This is a genomic window from Paenibacillus lacisediminis, assembly GCF_046567315.2.
Genome location: NZ_JBKIAX020000004.1, coordinates 195,646 through 217,085, shown reverse-complemented (window position 1 = coordinate 217,085; position 21,440 = coordinate 195,646). Strand labels below are relative to the sequence as shown.

The window sequence follows — 21,440 nt, the reverse complement described above, 5'->3', positions numbered from 1 at the left end:
CTGCTCACTGAACGAAAGGGATAATCGTGCAAAGGCTGCAGGCAGGGACACCAAAATACCAAGACACCAAGTCACCAAGACACCAAGACACCAAGACACCAAGACACCAAGACACCAAGACACGAACCCTTTGGACTGCCCCCTCACCTGGCTTCGATTTGTGACACTGCTCGAGGGCGCCTACGGTGCAAAAAGTAGATGCGCTGACCTCGGCGGATCGTGACGCCCTCTTCATCGTTGACGCTTCCGTGCTTCCATGTTTGAGCGGAATCGCAGAAAGCGGTCGAGTTGCTTGCCCGATTTAGAGATCATGCCACCGGCACGTTTTACAAGGGATCTCGCCGATTTTTTGCTGCGAAAGTTGAGATTGTAAGTTTTATTTTTTTAACCTATAATCCAATAGTGAAGAAAAGCCTGGAACCAAGCGAAAAATCAGTGCCCGTAGGTCCTTGAAGCCGGTGCGTTTACCGCGCTCAGCTTCTCGGTTAAAAGGGAAGCCGGTGCAAATCCGGCACGGTCCCGCCACTGTAAACAGGGACGCTGCTCATATTGCCACTGTCACCCGCAGAAGACGGGGGATGGGAAGGCGAGCCGTCGTCAAAACCTGAGAGTCAGGAGACCTGCCCACGGGTGATTAAAGACGGTCCTTCGAGGAAAGGATGACGTTCTGCTAAGATCACTATGCCCTAAAGGCAGGCTATCCGTCTCCCGCTGAAGGCATGACTTTGTGGACGTACCCCCATCCGCCCGGGATTGGGGGTTTTCTTGTTTGAACGGGACCCGCAGAAAAGCAGAAAAGAGGAGAGATATTGATGAAGAAATGGTTGAATTTATGGGGGATCGCGCTGCTGGCGATGGCGCTTTTATTGGCGGGCTGCGGCCAGGATAAAGGCGCGGGCGGCCAAGGCACGGCAGGCCAAGGCACGGCAGGCCAAGGTACGGCAGGCTCTGCTGCGGGCCAAAGCGGGCAGAATGCTGGTTCGAATGCTGGAAACGGGGAGGCGCAGGGCGAACAGGGCGCCAAACAGACGGCGTATCCGCTGACGCTGAAGGATTCGAGCGGCAAGGAATTTACTTTTGAGTCAGCGCCGCAAAAAATCGTTTCCTTGGCTCCATCGGAGACGGAGACGCTGTTCGCACTTGGGCTCGATCAGCAAATCGCCGGCGTTTCGGATTTGGACGATTACCCAGAAGCGGTGAAGGACAAGCCCAGAATGGGCGGGTCTCAGGTGAACGTGGAGGCGGTCGTTGCTGCGCAGCCGGATCTGATCGTGGCGGCCAGCATGATCGATGAACAGACGGTCAAAAGCTTGACCGATCTGGGGTACAAGGTGTTCCTATCCGACCCGAAAACGATGAGCGACGTGATGGACCACATTAAGACGATCGGCGAGATCACCGATCATCAGGCACAGGCCGAAGAAGTAGTCGGCCAAATGCAGCAGGAGTTAAGACAGGTGACCGAAGCTGTCAAATCGCTGACGGAAGATCAGAAGAAAAAAGTGTACATCGAATTTTCGCCGGGCTGGACGGTCGGCAAAGGCGAGTTTATGGACGAAATGATCACTCTGGCCGGCGGCGTCAATGTGGCTTCCGATGTGCAGGGCTGGAGCAAAATCAACGAAGAGAACATCATTAAAGCGAATCCGGATGTGATCCTGTACGCGAAAAGCGTCGTCGATGAAAAAAATCGGACGCTGGCGGATATCATCAAAGGCCGTGCGGGCTGGGATCAAATTGCCGCGATCAAGGAAGACCGCGTCGCCGGGCTGGACGACAATCTGCTCAGCCGCCCGGGCCCGCGGGTGACGCAAGGATTGATTCAAGTCGCCAAGGCAATTTATCCGGAACTGATTCAGCTATGATGACCGGCAAGCTGGCCGGTTACGGGGGCGTCCTGGTGGCGCTGCTGGCCGTGACGCTGCTGTTTTGCATCGGGATCGGCTCGGTATCGCTGCCGCTTGGCGACATCGCCCGCATTTTGCTGCACCGGGTTCCGGGGATGGGAAGCTGGATTACGCCGGACTGGAGCGTGGCCTCGGAGCAGATCGTCCTTCAGGTGCGTCTTCCGCGCGTCTTGTTAGGGCTATTGGTCGGAGCAACGCTTGCGGTGGCCGGGGCCGGCTTTCAAGGCGTGCTGCGCAATCCGCTGGCCGATCCGTTTACGCTCGGGGTTTCGTCGGGATCGGCGATCGGCGCGGCGGTGCTTATTTTTTTCGGCTGGCAGTTTTCTTTGCTTGGGGTGTTTACACTGCCGGCGGTTGCTTTCCTGACAGGCGCGGTCACACTGTGGATCGTCATCTGGCTGGCCCGTGAAAACGGGAGAATCCCGATCGAAAGCCTGATTTTGTCGGGCGTCGTCATGCAGTCGTTCCTCGGCGCGGTGGTGTCGTTTTTGACGGCGATGTCCAAGCAAACGGTCAATGAAATTTTATATTGGACGATGGGCAGCTTAGCCTTACGCGGATGGTCGTATACGGCCATCCTTTTCCCGTATTTGCTCTTGGGCGGGCTGTTCCTGTGGAGCCGGGCCGGAACGCTCAATTTGCTGGCGCTCGGCGAACGCCAGGCGGCGCATTCGGGGCTGAACGTGGAGCGGACGAAGCTGATCGTGCTGCTCATAGCCACACTGATAACGGCGGCGGCCGTGTCGGTGTCCGGTGTCATCGGGTTCGTCGGCCTCGTGATCCCGCACATGATCCGTCTGATTACCGGACCCGATTACCGTCTGATCATTCCGCTTTCCGCGCTTGGCGGCGGGATATTTATGATGTGGAGCGATCTTGCGGCCCGTTCGCTATTGGCGCCGACGGAAATCCCGCTCGGTATTGTCACCGCTTTTGTCGGTGCTCCTTTCTTCGGCTATTTGCTGTACAGGAAAAAGAAGGAGCGGGAGGGGGAACTGCGTTGATTGAAGTAAAAAAGCTTTCCAAAACGTACGGCCGTCAGGCGGTTCTTCGCGATGTAAGCTGGAGCGTGCGGAAGGGCGAATTTTGGGGGTTGATCGGACCTAACGGCAGCGGCAAAACGACGCTACTAAATCTGATTTCGGGTGTGGAGCGGCCGGATGCGGGGGAGATCGCGCTGGAAGGCCAACTGCTCTCTTCCTATGGCCGCAAGGCGTTGTCGCGAAAAATCGCCGTGCTGCAGCAGGACGGTTTGCCTCCGGTTTCGTACAGCGTCCGCGACGTGGTTGAGATGGGGCGTTTTCCGTATCAGGATTGGCGCGGCAGGGAGAAGGACGGACCGGAGGACACCCGGCGGCTGCTCGGCGAAATTATGGATAAGCTGGAACTGACTGCGCTGGAGAACCGGCCGCTGAGCGCGCTGAGCGGAGGGCAGCGCCAGCGCGCCGCGCTCGGCAAGGTGATGGCGCAACAGCCGGAGCTGGTGCTGCTCGATGAACCGACGACCTATTTGGACCTTCGCTACCAAATGCAGTTCATGGAGCTGGTCTCCGGATGGCAGCGGGAGGAAGGGCTGACGGTCGTAGCCGTGATGCATGATTTGAACCTGGCCGCTTTGTTTTGCGACCGTCTTTTGGTGCTGAGCGAAGGGCGTATTGTGGCGGAGGGGCCGCCGCAAGACATTCTGTCCACGGCTTTAGTAGAGGAGGTCTATCAAGTGAAGGCGCACCGGGTGCCGCATCCGGACAGCGGAGTCCCGCAGCTGCTTTTGCAGAGACGGAAGGCGGAAAGCGGGGAGGCCAAGGGCGATTGGAGCGGCGAAACTGGCGGCTGAGGCGGATGAAGGGAACAGATCAAGCGAGCAGAGGAAGCGGGCAGTTGAACCGAACAGATGAACCGAACAGGAAAGGGATGAACGGTCATGGGATATGATGCGATTTCGGAGCTTATTGGAAGTATCGGCGAGCTGAATACGGTGGCGATGGCTGCTGCCGAGGAACGCCTGGGGCGATTGACGAAGCCGCCGGGCAGTCTCGGGAAGCTGGAGGGATTGGCCCTCAAGCTTGCCGGCATTACGGGTGAAGCGCAGCCGGAGTTTCCACGGCGCTCGGTGTTTGTGATGGCCGCCGACCATGGCGTTTGCGAGGAAGGCGTCAGCGCTTTTCCGGCGGAAGTGACGCCGCAGATGGTGGGTAATTTCCTCGCCGGGGGAGCGGCAGTGAACGTGCTGGCGCGCCAGGCCAGCGCTGACGTGGTGTGCGTCGATATCGGCGTGGACGCGGAGCTATCGCACCCGGCTTTGGTGCAGCGGAAAGTGCGGTACGGCACCGCCAATATGGTCAAAGGCGCGGCGATGACCCGTGAGGAAGCGGAGGCGGCCGTGCTGATCGGAGCGCGGCTGGTCGAGGAAGCGGTATCCCGCGGCGTCCGCCTGTTCGTCACGGGTGAAATGGGCATCGGCAATACGACGGCCAGCGCGGCGATGATGAGCGCTTTGACCGGGATAACGCCGCAGCAAAGCGTCGGGCGGGGGACCGGGATCAGCGATGAAGGGCTGCGCCGCAAAATCGAAGTCGTGCAGCGCGCCCTGGAGGTCAATCGCCCGGACCCGGGAGACCCGCTCGACGTGTTAGCTAAAGTGGGCGGCCTGGAAATCGCCGGGCTCACAGGGGTCATTCTTGGCGCCGCGAAGAGCCGTTGTCCCGTCGTGATCGACGGCTTTATTTCCAGCGTGGCGGCGCTTGCCGCAAGCCGGCTTGCACCGGAAGCGGCCGGGTATATGATCGCTTCCCACGTTTCCGCGGAGCAGGGGCACCGTGGGCTGCTACGGGAGCTTAAGCTCGATCCGATGCTGGAGCTCGGCATGCGGCTTGGCGAGGGGACCGGCGGGGTGCTCGCCCTGCATTTGGTGGACGCGGCAAGCCGGATCATGCGGGAGATGGCGACATTTGAGAGCGCGGGGATTTCCACGGGCGGCGACCGGTAAAATGAATGGAAGGGACTCTGCCTGGGCGAATTCGCATCAACAGTCAACATGAGTTTGGGGGAACAGCGATGAAAGTAACGATCACGGGCGGCGCCCGCAGCGGCAAAAGCTCGTTTGCCGAGCGCTGGATCATGAAGCATGCGGAAGCCGCGTTGTATATCGCGACCGGGCAAGCTTTCGACGAAGAAATGGCCGAGCGGATTGCGCTGCATCGGCGGCAGCGGGAACAAGGCGGATTCGCTTGGTCGACGGTGGAGGAACCGTTGCGGCTGGCGGAGAAGCTGGAGGCTTTAGGCGACAAGCTGCGGGCAGGCGGATCGGATTCGAACGGGTTGCACCAGCAGGGCACGGAAAAGGCAGGCTCATCCGTCGCGGCCGTCGTGCTCGTTGACTGCCTCACATTGTGGTTGTCGAACATGCTGCTTGAGCAAGGGGACCGATCTGATGCGGCCGAGGTTATGGAGCGGGAAATCGCACGCTTGGCTGCCGCGGCCGAAGCTTTTCCCGGTACGCTGGTGATGGTCACCAACGAGGTTGGCGACGGAATCGTGCCGGAATACCCCTTGGGCCGGTTGTATCGCGATCTGGCAGGCAGGTTGAACCGCAGGATGGCCGCCATTTCCGAGCATGTGTTTCTCGTGACGGCGGGCATTCCGATCGAGTTGAAAAGCAGGGAGTATCGGCTATGAGCGATGAGAGTAAGAGCAATCGGAGCGGCTTGTGGCAGCCGGTATTGGCTGCTTTTCTATTTTTGACGCGGTTTCCGGTTCGGGCCGAGCTCGATTTTACACCCGAACTGCTGCGGCGAAGCGCCCGATATTACCCGCTTGTGGGCGCGGCCGTGGGGCTCAGCGTTTGGACCGCCGCGATTTTATCGTCATGGCTGCTGCCGCCGTTGCCCGCCGCCGTGCTGGCGCTGATCGTTTGGGTATGGGTCACCGGCGGGTTGCATCTGGACGGCTGGATGGACACGGCCGACGGCTTGCTCAGCAACCGGCCCCGGGAAAAAATGCTGGAAATTATGAAGGACAGCCGGGTTGGAGCGATGGGGGTGCTCGCCTGCGTGCTGCTGCTTATGCTGAAGGCTTCGCTGCTGGCTTCCTTGCTGCAGGGCGGCGCTTGGCAGACCGGGGCCGCGCTGTTAACGGCGCCCATATGGAGCCGCTGGTTTATGACCCGGGCCATGCGATTATGGCCGAACGCCCGTCAAGGGGAAGGCCTGGCCGGGCAGTTCCGCGGGTTTGGGGCACGCGATGCCCGAGGGGCTGCCGGTTGGGCGATCATGTTGACCGTGGCGGCGCTGCTGCCCGCTGTGTTGCTGGTTATTTTGCCGATAAGCGTGCAACCCATATCACAGACGATGAAGGCTGGGCTAACCCTACACGGCGGCATCGACCCGGCCTTGGTTGAATTGCTGCTGTACGCCTGCCTGCACCCGTTGCTGGCCTGGGCGGTGGGAAGCTGGGCGGCCCGCTGGATGAGCGCCAAGCTCGGCGGTTTAACCGGCGACACCTACGGGGCGCTGAACGAAGGGCTGGAAGCGGCGCTGCTGCTGTTGGCGGTATTGATATTCCGGTGATCGCGAGGCGCGGTAAAACGGAAGGGAGAGGGTGTAGATGGAAAATAAGACTGGAGGCTTCATTCCAGGCGGGGCCGTTGGGGCAGGAGAAGCCAATGTCAGAGGGGCGGGGGGAAACGTGGACGATTCCAAGGGGGGCGGCGCGGTGCTTATGGTGCAAGGCACGGCCTCGGATGTCGGGAAAAGCGTCATCGTAACGGCGCTCTGCCGCATTTTTACACAGGATGGGTTTCGCACGGCTCCCTTCAAATCCCAAAACATGGCTTTGAACTCCTATGTTACCCTTGACGGCCGGGAAATCGGCCGGGCCCAGGGAGTTCAAGCCGAGGCCTGCGGCATCGCCGCTACCACGGATATGAATCCGGTGCTGATCAAGCCGACTGGGGATATGCATTCACAAATCGTCGTTCACGGCCAGCCGCACAAGCATCTCAGCGCAGCGGATTACCGGGAAAAGTTTCTCCCGGAGGCGAAGCCGCTTGTGATGGCTGCCTTGAACCGTCTGCGCCAGCAGTACGACATCGTCGTTATGGAGGGGGCCGGCAGCCCGGCGGAAATCAACCTGAAGCAGCGCGACATCGTCAATATGAACCTGGCCGGATGGGCGGACGCGCCGGTCATTTTGGTCGGGGACATCGATCGCGGCGGGGTATTTGCGTTCCTTGTCGGCACGCTGGAGCTGCTGGAGCCGGAGGAAAGGTCCCGGGTCAAAGGCTTCATCATCAACAAATTCCGCGGGGACCTTTCTCTGCTTCAACCCGGGCTTGACTGGCTGGAGCAGCGCACCGGCATTCCCGTGCTCGGCGTGTTGCCCTATCTTCCCGACCTGGACATCGAAGCCGAAGATTCGGTCGTTTTGGATACTTATCCTTCGGTGGCGGGGGAGTCCGCCCGGGAACAGGCAGCGGTTGATATCGCCGTAATCCGTTATCCGCGCATCTCCAATTTCACCGATTTCGCTCCGCTCGCCGCCGAGCCGGACGTATCGCTCCGCTACGTGGACAAGCCCGCCGATCTGGGTCAGCCTGACGCAATCATCCTGCCAGGTACAAAGGACACGATCGGAGACCTGTCTTTCCTGCGGGATCAGGCATGGGATGAAGCGATCCGCCGGTGTATGGAGTTGCGGGAGCATGCTCAACTGGTTGGCATCTGCGGAGGTTATCAGATGCTCGGGGTGCGTTTGCACGACCCCGAGGCGGTAGAGGCGGGCGCTCCGCGGTCGGCGGAAGGCCTGGGCTGGCTGCCGCTCGCGACGACCTTCCGCCCGGGCAAAAAGACGGTCCGCGTCCGCGGGACGACAGCTAACGGGCATCCGGTGTGGCTGCATCCTCCCGGCCAGGCTGCCCTGCCTATCGAAGGCTACGAAATCCATCAAGGGGAGACGGTTCGGTTGCCGGCGGATTCCGCCTCGGCATCGGCGTTGGACTCAATTTCCGCGTCCGCTTCTGTTTCCGCGTCCGCTTCTGTTTCCGCTTCTGCTTATGCTTCGGCGTCCCCTTCCGCCGGCCACGGTCTGGCCGATATGTTCCTGATCCGCCGCGAAGTGACCGGCGCTTTTGCCGGCACGCCGTCTTCGGATGAAGACAAGGTCTATCCCGAAGGCGTCGCCCTCGCCAACGGGCGCGTTTTCGGCACTTATTTGCACGGCCTGTTTCATAACGACGCGTGGCGGCGGGCCTGGTTGGACGGCATTCGCACGGCCAAGGGGCTCGATCCCTTGGGCGCGACCTTTACGGCAACCTCACGCAAGGAAACGGCCTTTAATCACCTGGCCGAACATGTTCGTCGGCATCTGAAGCTGGAGCAGATTTATGAAATCGCTGGGCTCGATCCGAAGATAGAGAATGGAAGGGCGATGAGAAAGTAAGTTTGGGGCGAATCGCTGCTTAGTACCGGCCTCTCAATGGATACTGCCAAGTAGAAGCGGAAAAATAGTGGTAAGTACGGAAGGTTAATTGGATATATCCAATAGAACTGGAAATTAAGTGGTAAATAAAGCGGCCAGATTGGATATATCCAATAGGTTGGGCTTTGCAAGGCACAAAACGGGCGGTTTGAGCGAATTCTATTGGATATTTTCCAATCAGAGTTCCCCATGGTGACCGATTTCCGACGATCTATTGGATTTTTTCCAATGAGAGGCGGTGTGGATGATCCGGTTGTGAGAAACTCTGGCGTAGGGCATACGACACAATTCTGGTTAACCGCCCCCTAACGGACCCCAGCGCCGTTAATTTGGTGAAATCCACAGTTTTCAAAACGTAACGGACACCACAGACCTTATTCGGCATTTATGTGCACGTATCCGGCCTTTTTCGAGCAAATAGCGGCTCCTCAGTCCGTTAGAAACGAAAACGGCGTTTTTTCAGGCAAATAAGGGCTGTCAGGTCCGTTAGCCTTCAGGCGGTTGGAGCATCTCCCAGGCGGGTGGGCTTTCCCATACAGTTAGAACTTCTCCCAGACAATTGGAGCATCTCAGATACCGATGGAGTTTCCCATACAGTTGGAGCATCTCAGATACCGATGGAGCTTCCCATACAATTGGAGCATCTCAGATACCGATGGAGTTTCCCATACAGTTGGAGCATCTCAGATACCGATGGAGTTTCCCATACAATTGGAGCATCTCAGATACCGATGGAGTTTCCCATACAGTTGGAGCATGTCACATACCGATGGAGTTTCCCATACAATTGGAGCATGTCACATACCGATGGAGTTTCACCCATACGGTTGGAGCTTCTTCCATACAGTTGAAGCTCCCCCATGCGATAGAAGCATCTCCGCCCACTAGATACGGAACTTCTCCACCGATTCGCGCAGCGACAGGGCCTGTTCGTGGAGGGAGCGGACCGTTTGGGCGTGGCTTTCCATTTCGGTCAGCTGCTGCTGCGAATATTGGGCGATTTGCTCCATGCTCGCCAGCGATTTGGCCGTAATGTTGGCGGACTCCTCAACGGAGGCGGTGACTTCCTCCGTACCGGCGGAAACTTGCTGGGTGGAAGAGGACACGGATTGGATCGTCAAATTGATGTTTTGGATCAGTTCGGTCAGTTGCCCGAAGGCGCGGCCGGCTTGTTTTACGCGGTCGGTGCCGGAGACGATCTCCTCATTGGCGTGCTGCATCGCGCTGACGGAATTTTCCGCTTCCTCGCGGATGCTCAGCAAATATTCGCCGATTTCGTCCATGGCTTCACGGGACTGCTCGGCCAGCTTGCGCACCTCCTCGGCGACGACGGCGAAGCCTTTGCCGTGTTCTCCGGCGCGCGAAGCTTCGATGGCCGCATTTAACGCCAGGATATTAATTTGCTTCGTGATTTCGGTGATCGTTCCAACGACGGTGGCGATCGATTCGGAACGTTCGTTCAGAATGCGGATATGCTCCAGCGTGCGGCCGGCCGCTTCCTCGACGTGCTGCATCTGCTCGACGGCCGTTTGCGCCAGCTCGTTGCCGGCGCCGGCTTCCTCGGTGGCTTGTCCGATCCGTTCGGTGACCTCGGCGGAAGAGGAAGCGATATACTGGATGCCCTGCGAAATTTCCTCCATCGCCCGGGCATTTTCGGCGGCGGCTGTGGCGATCGTCAGGCTGCCGGATTCGATTTCCCGGGTCGCCGCGTTGGAATGGGAGATTAGGTCCCCAAACGTGTCCACCGACCGCGATAAATGCTCCGACCCATTTACGACGGTTTGCGACGTGTCCAGCACTTTGGCGAACATCTCTTTGAGCTGATTCGTCATCGTACGGAAGCTTGCGGCAAGCTGAGCGACTTCGTCATGGCCGGATGCCTCGATCGTTTGCCGGAAATCGCCGCCGGCCATTTTTTCCGTAACGGCAACCAGATTTTTGATCGATTTGGTGATGCGCCGGCTAACAAAATACGCGACCAACAGCCCAACCACGATCACGAGAGCGGTAATGCCGATGCAAATTTGCAAAATTTCCGCCCGCTTCTCATCGATAAAGGTGGCGTCCAGCCCGATGGCCAGCAGCGCTTTGCTTCCGGGGATCGCGATGAACGCCGTTTTGTGCGAGCCGAACCGGTCCGAATACAGCTCGCTGATATGTACTCCCCCATCGGAAGTCTTGGTCATGGCCGTTTGAATCTCCAACGGGTCGCCGGCTTTCATGCCGGAATTTTCATTGGCGGCGATGACGGCGGCTCCATTTTCCTGAAGCTGGATCAGGTAAGCGTTGTTTAAATGAAACTCCTTGGCGCTTTTCGTCAAATAGGATTCAACCGCAAAACGGGAGTTTTCCTTTCCGCTCATTAACTGCTGCGCTTGATTCGTGTCCAGCCTTTTATAAATGTCCTGTGTACTGGTCAACAGCACCTTGTCAAATTGCGGAAGCACGTTTTGGGTGATGATCCCCATGGAGATGTAATAAAAACTAACACTAAACAAAAGCGAAGACAAAACGATTAGCACCGCAAACGTAAGCATGAATTTGCGGCTGATAGAGCTCTTGACTCTACGCACGGAATCCTCCCCAATCTCCCATAAAATAAGTAATCTATGTCTCTAAGCCTACCCGAAACCGTGGACTCTCTTTTTTAACCACTGGTTCATAAGCATTATTTTATAGGAAAAAATGCCCTTTGAAAATGAATAACTTGTAAAAAAAGAAAAAATCAGAGTTTTCCCTATCCCGAAAGGAATAAAAAAACTCTGATTTCTTACATTTAGTGTTAGATATAGACCAACTGCTTCGGATAGGTCGTCAGCACTTCCACACCGGAGGCGGTCACCAGCACGTCGTCTTCGATACGGACGCCGCCGACTCCGGGCATATAAATGCCGGGCTCTACCGTAAATACGTTGCCTTCCGTCAGCAATTGTTCGTTTTTGCCGTGGACGGAAGGGAATTCATGGACGTCAATGCCCAGCCCGTGGCCTAACCGGTGAATAAAATATGGGCCGTAACCGGCGGCTTCGATCACGTCGCGCGCGGCTTTGTCGATCGAGGCGAAGGCAACCCCGGGTTTGATCGCCTGGATGGCGGCCATGTTGGCGGCCAGCACGGTTTCGTATATTTTGACCAGTTCGCCGGACAACTCCCCTACAGCAAACGTGCGCGTGATGTCCGAAGCGTACCCGTCTGCGTAAACCCCGATGTCAAACATGACAAGATCGCCGCGGCGAATTTGCCGCGTTCCGGGTACGCCGTGCGGCAAAGCCGTCTTTTCCCCGGACAGCACCATGGAATCGAAGGAAGGGCCGTCCGCGCCCAGTTTGCGGATTTGATATTCCACTTCGGCCACAAGCTCGTTTTCGCTGATCCCTTCTTTGACCTGGCGCACCGATTCCGTCAGCACCTGCTCGATCAGGTTTACGGCGTGCTTGATTTTGGCGACCTCGTCCGCGTTTTTGCGGAAACGAAGCTCGCGCAGCCACGGGCCAACGTCCAAATAGCGGGAAAAACCAAGCGTTTCCTGCATTTGCTCGAACCTGGCCACGGTTACCTGATCTTTTTCGAATCCGATCGTACCAAGCGTCCCCTTCAAACGCTGCTTCAGCAGGAGATATGGATCGTCCGTGTCCTGATGGGTGATGATTTCATCGACGTCCGCCGCCGCCCGGGCCGCTTCCTCGTCCAACGCGGGCACAACGAGAAACGGTTCGCTCCCTGATTGAAGGACAGCGCCAAGAAAACGCTCGTGCGGATTGCTTAGGAACCCGGTGAGATAGTATACATGTTTCGGATCGGTAATCAGCAGCGTGCTGATCCCGGATTCGCGCATTTTTCGGTCAAGCTCAGTCCATTTCATATTCATTAGAAAATACTTCCTTTCGCAAACAGTTTCAAATAACATTATAGGCTAATAACTGGAAAAGGGATAGTTAGGAGCAGGCGCAAAATTTAACGGAATAAAGGTTTACATTTACGGAAATTTCAATAGAATGGGAAGAAGCTATGTTATGTAAAATTTGAATCAATTGGCTAAAAGGAGAGACGACGTTGACAGCAGAAAAAAAGAATCAAACCCCACTCATCCTGGTCGGCCTGATGCTGGCGATCTTGATGTCTGCCATGGACAACACGATCGTAACGACGGCGATGGGGACGATCGTCGCCGATCTCGGCGGTATGGAGCAGTTCGTCTGGGTAACCTCCGCCTATATGGTGGCGGTGATGGCGGGGACGCCGATCTTCGGCAAACTGTCCGATATGTATGGGCGGAAACGCTTTTTCCTGTTTGGGGTCATCACGTTTTTGCTCGGATCGATTCTGTGCGGGCTGGCCGGAAGCATTATGCAGCTCAGCATTTACCGGGCGATCCAAGGGATCGGCGGCGGGGCGCTGATGCCGATCGCGTTTACGATCATTTACGATATTTTCCCCGTGGAGCAACGCGGCAAAATGACCGGCCTGCTCGGAGCGGTATTCGGCACCTCCAGCATTTTCGGCCCGCTGCTTGGCGCGTTTATTACCGACTCGCTGGGATGGCACTGGGTCTTTTACATCAATGTACCGATTGGGATCGTCTCCCTGCTGCTGATCACTGCTTATTACCGGGAATCGCTCACGCATACGAAGCAGCAGATCGATTGGAGCGGGGCGGTTACCCTTGTCGGCGCGGTGATCTGCCTGATGTTTGCGCTGGAGCTTGGCGGCGAGAAATACGCTTGGGGTTCGGCGGTGATCATCGCTTTGTTTGCCGGCTTTGCCGTGCTGTTTATCGCCTTTTTGCTGGCGGAAACCAAAGCGCGGGAGCCGATCATTTCGTTCGGCATGTTCAAAATACGGCTTTACGCGACAAGCTGCTTGCTCGCGTTGCTGTATGGCAGCGTGTTTATCGTGGCGACCGTGTACATCCCGATTTTCGTGCAGGGCGTATTTGGCGGCTCGGCCACGAACTCCGGCATTATTTTGATGCCGATGATGGTCGGTTCGGTTATCGGCAGCATGATGGGGGGAATGCTGACCTCCCGGATATCGTACCGCGCGGTCATGGCGATCTCGGTCGTCTGTTTCGTTTGCGGCGTTTTCGCCTTAAGCACGCTAACGAACGATACCTCGCGCCTGTTGCTTACCGTCTACAGCATTTTGACGGGTTTTGGCGTCGGCTTCTCCTTTTCGGTGCTCAGCATGGCGTCCGTCCATCATTTCGATATGCGGCAGCGCGGCGCGGCGACGTCGACCAATTCTTTTCTGCGCTCACTCGGCATGACGCTCGGGATTACGATCTTTGGGATCGTGCAGCGCAATCTGCTGGCGGACAAGATGTCCGCGGCATTTGCCGGAACGGGACAAGCAGGGGCGACTTTCGGCAATGCTCAGGAGGCGTTGAGCTCGGACAAGCGGGCTATGATCCCGCCGGAAATTTTGGACAAAATTACGGACGCCTTATCCAGCTCGATCGCGCACACCTTTATGTGGGCTTTAATTCCGGCTATTTGCTCCGTCCTGGTTGTCATCGCCATGCCCAAGGACCGGATTCTCCGCAGCGCGGCGGCCAAGCCTTCCAAGCAGCAGGGCTGAATGGTTGCAAAGTATACGATGATCAGGATGGGGAGAAGGACCGTGCGGTTGTGTTTTTGATGTAGGCTATTGACTTGTTAAAAGAGGGCTAAACATGGAGATCGGTGCTTAACAGCTGGCTACTGGAACGGCAAACCGATGGCTGGGCCTGCAAAATAGCGGAACTTCATGTGCTTATTATCCGGAGCCTAGCATGTTCATCCCCATTAGCGGCATTTTATGTACTTATTTTCCTATGAATGGTCCAGAATGAGGACATTTCCTAGCGAGCGGGAGAGTAGCGACATAAATTTCCGCTATTTTTCTCAAATGGACGGATACCGCCGAAATAGCGACATTTTTTGTCCTTATGTTTTCGCTGAAAGCCGAGTTTATCGTTTTTCATGGGAAGAAGGGCGGTCCGCTGGGATCAACTGCAAAAGTACATCTCATTTGAGGCTATTCGATAAAAAAGCAGCTTTTGACCGAAAATGAACTGCACTTTTGCCTTTGAGCCCCCGATTTAGAGGATTTCGACAAAAATCGCCTGCACTTTTGCATTTCGTGAGATTTCCCCCTCTTCCTTGTATCGTAACTTGATAGAAGTGGCATATAGTTTCTTCCGCGCAAAGATATTCTATAATCTTTAAAAAAAGCCGCTCCCGAAACATGGACGTTCAAATCCATGCCAGGGCGCGGCTTCTTGCAAATTGTAGGGCGCCGGCTTTAGGGGCGCAGCTCCTTGACCACATTCGGCGGAGTGCCGCCGGTTAACGCCGCTACCAGGTTCTCCGCAGCCAGCATCGCCATTTGATGGCGGGTCTGCGCGGTGGAGGAGCCGATATGCGGTAGAGTGACGACGTTCGGCAAGCTCAGCAGCGGATGGTCCGGCGCGAGCGGTTCGCGCTCGAAAACGTCGAGCCCGGCGCCGTAGATGCGTCCCTGCTGCAGCGCTTCGGTCAACGCGGCTTCGTCGACCGTCGCTCCCCTGGAGGCATTGACGAACACGGCCGTCGGCTTCATCCAGGCGAGCTCGCGTTCGCCGATCAGTCCCCGCGTTTCCGGGGTCAGCGGCGTCATCAGGACGGCGAAGTCGGATTTTCGCAGCAGTTCTTCTAAAGAGCAGTACACAGCGCCCAGTTCAGCCTCGGACCCGGGCTTGCGGCTGCGGTTATGGTACAGCACGTCCATGCCGAAGCCCAAATGGCCCCGGCGGGCGACGGCTTCCCCGATTTCCCCCATGCCGATGATGCCCAGCGTCTTGTGATGCACATCGATCCCAAACAGTTTTTCGTCGTCACCGCGTTTCCAATTTCCTTGCTTCACATACTGGTCCAGCTCGGCAACACGGCGGGCGACCGCCAGCATCAAGGCAAAAATCAGGTCAGCGACCGTGTCGTTCAGCACCGCCGGCGTGTTCGTGCCGATCATGCCGCGGGCTTTCATCGCGTCCAGGTCAAAGTTGTTATAGCCGACGCTGATATTGCTGACGGCCTTCAACCGCGGAGCATGCTCCAACAGTTCCGCGTCGATCCGGGTGCCGGACGTCAGCAGGCCGTCCGCTTCGGCCAGGCTTGCGAGCAGCCGCTCGCGCGGAATCGGTCCGTCGCCGTCCCACTTGCTGCAAAAGCAGTGTTCGGCGAGGTAAGCCTCCACCTCCGGAGGCACGGGTCTGGCGATAAATACGTGTGGCTTCACGGTTCTCCTCTCCCTTTTCTATGGTATCGTACAAACTCTTAAACTTACCTTTATCATACCAGAAAAAGGAGGGGGAAGGCGTTAGCGATTGTCAACCTTTTCCGGGTACATGTCGTGATTGAGCAGGCGGTGTTCGGCCATCGCCTCGTATTTGGTGCCGGGGCGTCCGTAGTTGCAGTACGGGTCGATGGAAATGCCGCCGCGCGGTGTAAATTTGCCCCATATCTCGATGTACTTCGGATCCATTAGCTTGATTAGGTCGTTCATGATGATGTTGACGCAATCCTCGTGGAAATCGCCGTGATTGCGGAAGCTGAACAGGTACAGCTTCAGCGATTTGCTCTCCACCATTTTTACGTCGGGAATGTAGCTGATGTAGATGGTGGCGAAATCCGGCTGCCCGGTAATCGGACAAAGGCTCGTAAACTCGGGACAGTTGAATTTCACGAAATAGTCGCGGTAAGGGTGTTTATTGTCAAACGATTCAAGCACTTCCGGTGCGTAATCAAACGGATATTTTACGCCCTGGTTGCCCAGCAGCGTGACGTCTTGCATTTCTTCAGGTTTTCTTCCGGACATGGTTGGCCCTCCTATGCACAGTGATTTTATCTATTTAGAAAAAAATAATAGTCCAAAACTACACGCCGCGTTTGTTGCCCCATACGAGGGCATGCAGCTGCGGCAGGACGCGCACGTCGTTCAACTCGGACGAGGCCACGACCTTGTCGATCAGCGCTTCATAGCGCTGCAGCAGATCGGAGGCATGCTCCCGGATATCCATCCGCCGCACGTCGGGATTGCCGACCTGCACATACATAGCTACATCCGGGTAACGGGCATGCACTTGTTTGGCGTAGGCGAGGTCGGTCTCGTCAAACACGACAACCTTCAGGCTGACGGCCAAGGGATGGGGGCGATGGGACAGCTTGGTCACGATGTCGTCCAGTATAGCCCAGTCGGTTTCCATCCCCGAGCTCGGCGGCTTCGGCGACAACGTGACCTGCTCGATCTCGGCCAGCCAGTCCTGCCAGCGCGAGCCCTGCGTCTCGACGGCGATGGCCACGCCACTCTCGTGCAGCAGATCCGCCAGGCCGGCGAGCTGCGGCAGAAGGGCTGGGTTGCCGCCCGACAGCGTGACGTGCGAGAAGCGATCGCCACCGATCGCGCGCAGTTCCTCCCAAATCTCCGCCGGCGTCATGCGGCGGATCGCGTCTTTGGCGCTGCCGTCCCAGGTGAAGGCCGAGTCGCACCAGGCGCAGCGGTAATCGCAGCCGGCGGTGCGGACGAACATCGTTTTTTGCCCGATGACCATGCCTTCGCCCTGAACGGTCGGCCCGAAAATCTCCAGCACGGGAATCAGCGGGTTATTCATCACGCATCCACTCCCGTCTGACTTCGGCATAGCTGGTTGGCGTTTCGTACAGGCGGACGAACTCCGTCCGGCCTTCCAGCACGGCATCCTTGTAGGCTTCCGACCCAAGGGCGGTCTCCATCTGCTCGAACAGCCATACAACCATGTTTTCCGCCGTCGTATTCATCGGCGGCAGCGTTTCGTTTAAATACCGGTGGTCGAGATAACCTTCGATCTCGTGTTTCCAGATTTCCTTGATCGTGGCGAAGTCGGCGGTGATGCCGATCTCGTTCGGCAGGGCGCTGATGCCAAACACGGCTTTATACGTGTGACCGTGCAGATTTTTGCATTTGCCTTCATAGGCGTGCAGATGGTGGGCGGCGTCGAAGGTGAACTCCTTGCTGACAAGGACGCGGCGCCGGTGATAGCGCAGTTGCTCCTTGCCGATGTCCCGCCCCAGCTTCTGCAGCGATTCGACGATTCGAAATTCGCCCGGCGTCCGGCTCATGGTTTGACCGCCTCCTGACGCTCCAGCTCCAGCAGGTATTTATCCAGGCCGGCTTTGCGCAGCTTGCAGGCCGGGCATTCGCCGCACCCGTCGCCGATGATGCCGTTATAGCAGGTGAGCGTCCGCTCGCGGACGAAGTCGAACGCTCCCAGCTCGCCGGCCAGCTTCCATGTCTCGGCCTTGTCGATCCACATCAGCGGCGTATGAATGACGAACTCGTAATCCATCGCCAAATTGAGCGTCACGTTCAGCGATTTGACGAACACATCGCGACAGTCGGGATAGCCGCTGAAATCGGTCTCGCAGACGCCGGTGATGATATGCTTGGCGCCGATTCCTTTCGCCAGGACAGCGGCAAAGCTGAGGAACAGATGGTTGCGCCCGTCCACGAACGTGCTGGGGAGCTCCCCGTCCTGTTGCTCGATGGCGATGTCATCGCGGGTCAGCGCGTTTTGCGTCAATTGGCCCAGCAGGCTCATGTCGAGAATCGTGTGCTTGATCCCAAGCTCGCGGGCGATGTCCTTGGCGCATTCGATTTCGCGGGCGTGGCGCTGGCCATAATCGAAAGTCACAGCCTCCACTTCGCCGAACTGCTTCATGGCCCAGAACAGGCAGGTGGTGCTGTCTTGACCGCCGCTGAAGACGACGACCGCTTTTTCGTTTTTGAGCATAAAAAAACCCTCCATCTTCTTTTGGATTTGAAAGCGGCAAGCCTTAGCTTCGCTCGTAGAAGAAAGAGAGTTCTTGAACTGGTCACAAAAAAACAAGCCCGGTTCCGGCGGATGTTTCGGCCGCTCTCTTCGCACTTTCGCGCTGATGAACGGAACGCCAAAATCAACCCCCCATAAGACAGGGCGTTTTATAGTTTTTTATAGAGGGAGTTCTCGAACCTCTCCCATGCCGTAAGCCGGATCCGGCCAGCATGGATTCTTCTTCAATTGGGTGCTTTCATACATAGGCATTAGGCACAAAGTTCATTATAACACAATTTTTAATGCGGGAAAGGGGCTGATGCGATTCGGACGCAGGTAGTTCTTTGGAAGTGATATGTTATTTAGCTGTTCACAAAACCGGGGATATCGTCGATAATGGAGTAGATCATTTATAGATCAAAATAGAGGAGGGTGAACGATGAAAAAAATGAAATGGCTGGCCATTCCCGTCATTTTGCTATTGGCGGTGCTGACCGGATGTCAGGCCGTGGGCGGCTTTGACGTCAGCAAGGCGCTGGCCGGCAGCCTGAACCCGACATCCAGCGAATCCAGGCAGACGCTTAAGGTGGAACTGGTGCCGTCTTCCGGAAACTTGTCCGCCGAGGATAAAGCAGCTATCGAACTGATCAATTCTTTATCTTTCAATATTGATAGTGCCAAGGTGCAGGATAAAGATCATGCGTCCATCAAAGGCTCGGTCGGATTCCAGGGAGGGAACATCCCGTTTCTGATGTCGATGGATGCCGGTAAAGGGATAACGTTCCAGATCGAAGGAGCTAAGCAGCCACTGTACATATCGCTGGATAACACGCTGTCCAAAGAAATGGGCATGAATGAAGAAGGCGTGCAAAATTTAACGTTGAAGACAGCGGAGCTTATTTTCAAGCATTTCCCGAATCCGTCGGTCCTCACCGTGAAACAAACACAGGAGCAGGTCAACGGCGAATCGTTAAACCTGACCAATCTGCATGCCGAGATCCGCGGCGACGAGCTGATCGGCATGATCAAGCCGTTCCTCGTCAGCTTGTCCCAGGATGAGCAAGGTTTGAAAGACCTGATCGGCGAGTATTATGATATGCTGTTTCCTGTTATTAATGCCGTTAACGAGTTTGGTACCGGGGACATGGGAGCATCAATGGACCAGCAGTCCAAAGCGGGAGTTGTAGAAGAACTTTACCCGGAAATCAAAAAGGGACTGGAAGAGTTCATCAATGACTTTGATAAAGATATTGCCGTCCTGCTGGACGGTACGCCGGAATTGTCCACCGTTCTTGGCAAAGATACGGTGCTTAAGCTGGACCTGTATTTCGACAGTAATCTGAACATCCGCAAGCAAACGATGGATCTGAACGTAGCGCTCCCTAGCTCCGAAGATCTCCCGATTTCGGCGATCAAGGTTCACAGCGAAAACGAAGTCTGGAACATTGGCGGCCAGGTGGCCATCGATCAGGTGGATACCTCCGCGGGCGTGCTTGATGCGACGAACGGAGAGGTAACGCCAGGGCAAATTTTGCGCAATTTCCAAGAAGTGACGCCGCTTTATAATCTGCTTAAGGACCAAATGGGGATCGGCCATAAGTATGTGATGATCGATTCGCAAAACGAGTATTACGGAGTCATCAATAAAAAGGGCACTGCTTTCGTGCCGCTTCGCTACTTGTCGGAGCAGTTTGACGCCGAAGTGAAGTGGACGGAAGGCTCGAAGCGGCTCGTTGTCGTCAATGATCTCACCGGGGAGGAAATCGTCCTGACGATCGGATCCAAACAAGCAGAGGTGGGCGGTAAGACCGTTCAGTTGAGCGGGCCGGTGTTCGTGCACAAGGACGGATCGACTTACGTGCCGCTGCGCTTCCTGGCGGAAGCGCTGGGAGCGACGGTTGAAGTCGACGCCGAAGGATGGATCACTTTGGAACGGAATTAAATTGACGTTTAGTTGAAGTTTTAGGCTATGGATTGTCCCTGTCACTTTGGGTGGCGGGGGCAATTTTTTTATCGAACTGCATTTTTACATTTCGTAGGAGTCGGCGTAGCCCTTATCCATGACGTTTATCCCCGATTCCTATTGATAAAATCCCCGTTCCTCTATATAATGATAATCATTATCAGCGGGAATATGAATGGGGGATCAATTAGAAACATGCACGCTTTTAAATATCGCTTTTTTACTTTGGCTACAATTGTGCTGATGACCGTCGTGCTTGCCGCCTGTGGCGGTCAAAGCGGAAACTCCGGAGCGAATGGGGCAAATGGCGCTCCCGCAAATGGGGCCGCGAACGGCGGAGCCGCGGGCAATGCGCAGGGCGGAAAAGCCGCGGGGCCGGAAGGACAAGCCGGGACAAAAGTTTACACGGACTATAAAGGGGAGCAAGTGGAAATTCCAACGAACCCGCAGCGGATCGTGTCGATCTCGCATCTGGGTGACCTGGCGGCCTTGGGCGTGAAGCCGGTTGGCGCCGGTTCGGTGGCGCTGGAAAATTCGGTTTTGCTGAAGAAGGAGCTGGAAGGTGTCGAGAACGTCGGTGACGTTTCCGTGGAAAAGGTGCTGGAGCTCCAACCTGACCTCATTATCGTGCCAACTTATCTGCCGGCGGAAACCGTGGACCAGCTCAAAAAAATCGCTCCGGTCGTCACCCTGGCCACGACAGGCTGGGAGGGCATCGATCCGCTCGAAGAGGTGAAGACGGTCGGCGCCTTGCTGGGCCGGGAGAAAGAGGCGGAAGCGTTCATTGCCCGCTATAAGCAAAAGGCGGAAGAAGCCAAGGCTAAGCTGCAGGAAGTCATCGGCCCGGACGAAACCGTCGGAACGTATTCGATTTGGGCGAAAAACTTCTGGGTATGGCCGAAAACGCGGGATGCCGGCTACAATCTGTACGAAATGTTCGGCTTAAAGCCACTCCATAAAATTGAAAAGGAAGTGTTCCCGACGACGGGGGCGGACATTTCGCTGGAAGTGCTGCCCGAATATGCGGCGGATCACATGTTTGTAACTGTTTATGAGCCGGACGGCGGGGCGGAACGAGCGCAGGAGGTCATGAACGGTTCGATCTGGAAAAACCTCCCGGCGGTCAAAAACAATCACGTGTATAAACTTGACACCAAGGAGTTTTGGATGGTTGACGGGCTGAACCTGGAGAAACAGCTGGATATTCTCGTCAATCTGGTCGTAAGCCAAAATCAGAAATAATCGCATTTGTTTGCGTTAAGAAGCCGCTCCTTCAGTCGATTAGGACTGA

At 56.4% G+C, this 21,440-nt stretch carries 17 protein-coding genes, 1 pseudogene and 2 riboswitches; of the genes and pseudogenes, 11 read left to right on the top strand and 7 right to left on the bottom strand.

What is annotated here, in order from left to right:
* Nucleotides 1-148 precede the first annotated feature (148 nt).
* From ACLD72_RS09770 to ACLD72_RS09735, 8 genes and pseudogenes are all read left to right on the top strand, one after another.
* Nucleotides 149-342: pseudogene (locus ACLD72_RS09770) on the top strand (IS4 family transposase); the annotation flags it as partial.
* 84 nt (nucleotides 343-426) lie between these two features.
* A riboswitch (cobalamin riboswitch) is annotated at nucleotides 427-642 on the top strand.
* A gap of 170 nt (nucleotides 643-812) precedes the next feature.
* Nucleotides 813-1,865: an ABC transporter substrate-binding protein gene (locus ACLD72_RS09765; protein WP_411000158.1), complete on the top strand. Its 1,053-nt coding sequence runs from the start codon at nucleotides 813-815 to the stop codon at nucleotides 1,863-1,865.
* Nucleotides 1,865-2,911, top strand: a complete 1,047-nt coding sequence (locus tag ACLD72_RS09760; protein WP_411000418.1) for a FecCD family ABC transporter permease — start codon at nucleotides 1,865-1,867, stop codon at nucleotides 2,909-2,911. Before ACLD72_RS09765 ends, ACLD72_RS09760 begins: the two co-directional genes overlap by 1 nt.
* Entirely contained in the window at nucleotides 2,908-3,741 is an 834-nt protein-coding gene (locus tag ACLD72_RS09755; protein ID WP_411000160.1) for an ABC transporter ATP-binding protein, read from the top strand. The genes ACLD72_RS09760 and ACLD72_RS09755 overlap by 4 nt, the downstream gene beginning before the upstream one ends.
* A gap of 87 nt (nucleotides 3,742-3,828) precedes the next feature.
* Complete coding sequence (cobT, locus tag ACLD72_RS09750) at nucleotides 3,829-4,893, top strand: nicotinate-nucleotide--dimethylbenzimidazole phosphoribosyltransferase (RefSeq protein WP_411000162.1); 1,065 nt, start codon at nucleotides 3,829-3,831, stop codon at nucleotides 4,891-4,893.
* Between the two features lie 68 nt (nucleotides 4,894-4,961).
* Nucleotides 4,962-5,582, top strand: coding sequence for a bifunctional adenosylcobinamide kinase/adenosylcobinamide-phosphate guanylyltransferase (locus tag ACLD72_RS09745; RefSeq protein ID WP_411000164.1), 621 nt, complete (start codon nucleotides 4,962-4,964; stop codon nucleotides 5,580-5,582).
* Nucleotides 5,579-6,472: an adenosylcobinamide-GDP ribazoletransferase gene (gene cobS / locus ACLD72_RS09740; RefSeq protein ID WP_411000166.1), complete on the top strand. Its 894-nt coding sequence runs from the start codon at nucleotides 5,579-5,581 to the stop codon at nucleotides 6,470-6,472. Before ACLD72_RS09745 ends, cobS begins: the two co-directional genes overlap by 4 nt.
* Before the next feature lie 151 nt (nucleotides 6,473-6,623).
* Nucleotides 6,624-8,342, top strand: coding sequence for a cobyric acid synthase (locus ACLD72_RS09735; protein WP_411000419.1), 1,719 nt, complete (start codon nucleotides 6,624-6,626; stop codon nucleotides 8,340-8,342).
* 923 nt (nucleotides 8,343-9,265) lie between these two features.
* On the opposite strand, the gene ACLD72_RS09730 is transcribed toward ACLD72_RS09735, so the two are convergent.
* Nucleotides 9,266-10,954 carry a methyl-accepting chemotaxis protein gene (locus ACLD72_RS09730; protein WP_411000168.1) on the bottom strand — a complete coding sequence of 563 codons (1,689 nt, stop codon included), beginning with the start codon at nucleotides 10,952-10,954 and terminating at the stop codon, nucleotides 9,266-9,268.
* A 209-nt stretch (nucleotides 10,955-11,163) separates the two neighbouring features.
* The gene (locus ACLD72_RS09725; RefSeq protein WP_411000170.1) at nucleotides 11,164-12,249 is read right to left on the bottom strand and encodes a M24 family metallopeptidase; all 1,086 of its coding nucleotides are present in this window, start codon (nucleotides 12,247-12,249) and stop codon (nucleotides 11,164-11,166) included.
* Nucleotides 12,250-12,482: 233 nt separating this feature from the next.
* Between ACLD72_RS09725 and ACLD72_RS09720 the strand changes: the two genes are divergently transcribed.
* Nucleotides 12,483-13,958: a DHA2 family efflux MFS transporter permease subunit gene (locus ACLD72_RS09720; RefSeq protein WP_458475765.1), complete on the top strand. Its 1,476-nt coding sequence runs from the start codon at nucleotides 12,483-12,485 to the stop codon at nucleotides 13,956-13,958.
* A 705-nt stretch (nucleotides 13,959-14,663) separates the two neighbouring features.
* Here the strand turns inward: ACLD72_RS09720 and ACLD72_RS09715 are convergent.
* The 5 genes from ACLD72_RS09715 to queC all read right to left on the bottom strand — a co-directional run bounded on the left by ACLD72_RS09715 (nucleotide 14,664) and on the right by queC (nucleotide 18,165).
* Complete coding sequence (locus ACLD72_RS09715) at nucleotides 14,664-15,635, bottom strand: 2-hydroxyacid dehydrogenase (RefSeq protein ID WP_411000174.1); 972 nt, start codon at nucleotides 15,633-15,635, stop codon at nucleotides 14,664-14,666.
* 81 nt (nucleotides 15,636-15,716) lie between these two features.
* Entirely contained in the window at nucleotides 15,717-16,214 is a 498-nt protein-coding gene (queF, locus tag ACLD72_RS09710) for a preQ(1) synthase (protein ID WP_411000176.1), read from the bottom strand.
* Between the two features lie 58 nt (nucleotides 16,215-16,272).
* Complete coding sequence (gene queE / locus ACLD72_RS09705; protein ID WP_411000178.1) at nucleotides 16,273-17,007, bottom strand: 7-carboxy-7-deazaguanine synthase QueE; 735 nt, start codon at nucleotides 17,005-17,007, stop codon at nucleotides 16,273-16,275.
* Complete coding sequence (gene queD / locus ACLD72_RS09700) at nucleotides 17,000-17,494, bottom strand: 6-carboxytetrahydropterin synthase QueD (protein ID WP_411000180.1); 495 nt, start codon at nucleotides 17,492-17,494, stop codon at nucleotides 17,000-17,002. The genes queE and queD overlap by 8 nt, the downstream gene beginning before the upstream one ends.
* Entirely contained in the window at nucleotides 17,491-18,165 is a 675-nt protein-coding gene (gene queC / locus ACLD72_RS09695; RefSeq protein WP_411000182.1) for a 7-cyano-7-deazaguanine synthase QueC, read from the bottom strand. Before queC ends, queD begins: the two co-directional genes overlap by 4 nt.
* Before the next feature lie 184 nt (nucleotides 18,166-18,349).
* A riboswitch (PreQ1 riboswitch) is annotated at nucleotides 18,350-18,393 on the bottom strand.
* Nucleotides 18,394-18,625: 232 nt separating this feature from the next.
* Between queC and ACLD72_RS09690 the strand changes: the two genes are divergently transcribed.
* Together ACLD72_RS09690 and ACLD72_RS09685 are read left to right on the top strand one after the other, a co-directional pair.
* Nucleotides 18,626-20,128 (top strand): copper amine oxidase N-terminal domain-containing protein, encoded by a 1,503-nt coding sequence (locus tag ACLD72_RS09690; protein ID WP_411000184.1) that lies wholly within the window; start codon nucleotides 18,626-18,628, stop codon nucleotides 20,126-20,128.
* A 216-nt stretch (nucleotides 20,129-20,344) separates the two neighbouring features.
* Nucleotides 20,345-21,391 carry an iron-hydroxamate ABC transporter substrate-binding protein gene (locus ACLD72_RS09685; protein ID WP_411000186.1) on the top strand — a complete coding sequence of 349 codons (1,047 nt, stop codon included), beginning with the start codon at nucleotides 20,345-20,347 and terminating at the stop codon, nucleotides 21,389-21,391.
* Nucleotides 21,392-21,440 lie beyond the last annotated feature (49 nt).

Coding starts and splice junctions, on each gene's coding strand:
- ACLD72_RS09745 (WP_411000164.1), top strand. CDS start 4,962: ATGAAAGTAACGATCACGGGCGGCGCCCGCAGCGGCAAAAGCTCGTTT.
- cobS (WP_411000166.1), top strand. CDS start 5,579: ATGAGCGATGAGAGTAAGAGCAATCGGAGCGGCTTGTGGCAGCCGGTA.
- ACLD72_RS09690 (WP_411000184.1), top strand. CDS start 18,626: ATGAAAAAAATGAAATGGCTGGCCATTCCCGTCATTTTGCTATTGGCG.
- ACLD72_RS09720 (WP_458475765.1), top strand. CDS start 12,483: ATGCTGGCGATCTTGATGTCTGCCATGGACAACACGATCGTAACGACG.
- queD (WP_411000180.1), bottom strand. CDS start 17,494: ATGAGCCGGACGCCGGGCGAATTTCGAATCGTCGAATCGCTGCAGAAG.
- ACLD72_RS09685 (WP_411000186.1), top strand. CDS start 20,345: ATGCACGCTTTTAAATATCGCTTTTTTACTTTGGCTACAATTGTGCTG.
- ACLD72_RS09735 (WP_411000419.1), top strand. CDS start 6,624: ATGGTGCAAGGCACGGCCTCGGATGTCGGGAAAAGCGTCATCGTAACG.
- ACLD72_RS09725 (WP_411000170.1), bottom strand. CDS start 12,249: ATGAATATGAAATGGACTGAGCTTGACCGAAAAATGCGCGAATCCGGG.
- queE (WP_411000178.1), bottom strand. CDS start 17,007: ATGAATAACCCGCTGATTCCCGTGCTGGAGATTTTCGGGCCGACCGTT.
- queC (WP_411000182.1), bottom strand. CDS start 18,165: ATGCTCAAAAACGAAAAAGCGGTCGTCGTCTTCAGCGGCGGTCAAGAC.
- ACLD72_RS09765 (WP_411000158.1), top strand. CDS start 813: ATGAAGAAATGGTTGAATTTATGGGGGATCGCGCTGCTGGCGATGGCG.
- cobT (WP_411000162.1), top strand. CDS start 3,829: ATGGGATATGATGCGATTTCGGAGCTTATTGGAAGTATCGGCGAGCTG.
- queF (WP_411000176.1), bottom strand. CDS start 16,214: ATGTCCGGAAGAAAACCTGAAGAAATGCAAGACGTCACGCTGCTGGGC.
- ACLD72_RS09760 (WP_411000418.1), top strand. CDS start 1,865: ATGACCGGCAAGCTGGCCGGTTACGGGGGCGTCCTGGTGGCGCTGCTG.